This is a genomic window from Polaromonas sp. P1_E1_2, from assembly GCF_056406035.1.
Genome location: NZ_JBFUAZ010000830.1, coordinates 1 through 1,436 on the forward strand (window position 1 = coordinate 1; position 1,436 = coordinate 1,436).

The window sequence follows — 1,436 nt, forward strand, 5'->3', positions numbered from 1 at the left end:
GTACACCACTTCCACCAGATCGCTCTGGGCCAGCATCACGGCGTCGATGTCCTTGTAGGCCATCKGAATCTCGTCGATCACCTCCGCGTCCTTACGGCATTCCACGCCTTGGGTAGCCTTGATCTGGTCTTCGACCGTAAACAGCTTTTTGGCCTGCGTACGGCTCATGGTGCGGCCGGCCCCGTGGCTGCAGCTCATAAAGCTGTCGGGGTTGCCCTTGCCGCGCACGATGAAACTTTTGGCGCCCATGCTGCCGGGAATGATCCCGAGCTCTCCCGCCTTCGCGCTCACGGCGCCCTTGCGGGTCACAAACACCTCTTGCCCAAAGTGCGTTTCCTTCTGCACATAGTTGTGGTGGCAGTTCATCGCCTCCACGTGCGTCTCAAACGGCTTGCTGATCACCTTGCGCAACGCGCCAATGGCGGCCTGCATCATCACCTCGCGGTTCAGGCGCGCAAATTTTTGCGCCCATCCCACACCGCGCACATAGTCGCCAAAGTACTGCGAACCTTCTTCAAGGTAGGCCAGGTCTTTGTCCGGCAGGTTGCGCTGGTGCAGCTCGGCGTCTTTCTTCGCGAGCTCGATGAAGTGCGTGCCGATGGCGTTACCCACCCCGCGCGAACCACTGTGCAGCATGATCCAGACCCCGCCGCTTTCGTCGAGGCACACCTCGACAAAGTGGTTGCCGCCGCCCAGGGTTCCCATGTGGCGGTGGTTGTTGGTGTTCTTCAGGCGCGGGTAGTCCAGGCAGATAGCCTCGAACTCATCGACCAGCTGGCCCCAGGCCGCATCTGCCGCGCTGGGCGGGTTCGTCCAGGCGCCGACCTCGCGCACCGAACCATTCCTGCGGTAGGTCTTGGGCGCCGAGCCGTGCGGTACGGCTTTTTCGATCTCCGTGCGTAGCGGACCCAGGTTGTCAGGCAGGTCTTCGGCGCGCAGCGTGGTTTTGCAGGCCATCATGCCGCAGCCGATATCCACACCGACCGCCGCCGGAATGATCGCCTTGAAAGTCGGGATCACACTGCCGATGGTGGCGCCCAGGCCGTAGTGCACGTCGGGCATCACGGCCACGTGCTTGAACACGATGGGCAGGCGTGCGGAATTCTCCAGCTGCTTGAGTGCCTGCGCTTCCACCGGCACGCCGTTGGTCCACATCTTTACCGGCACACCGCCGGGAACTTCATGTTGTTGGTAGTTCATTGTTGTTCTTCCTTTTTCAATAAAACGGATGACTAGAGCTTGTGAAATGAAATTTCGCCACTTGTTGCCAAGCTGGGGTTTGAACCCAGACCCCGCGCCTTTCAGCACGAGAGCGTTTGCACGCCGCGTCTACCTGTAATTTCACGGGCATTCATCCAAAACCTTTTTGATCACCAGCAGCAACAAAATTGTTGAAATGGATACGTGCTCTACCAGACTGAGCTACGGTGCTGCAA

At 59.6% G+C, this 1,436-nt stretch carries 1 protein-coding gene; it reads right to left on the reverse strand.

Annotated features, from left to right (window positions below):
• A partial coding sequence (locus AC1D1P_RS23325) for an RtcB family protein (RefSeq protein WP_477674634.1) occupies window positions 1–1,200 on the reverse strand: 1,200 nt, incomplete at its 3' end.
• Window positions 1,201–1,436 lie beyond the last annotated feature (236 nt).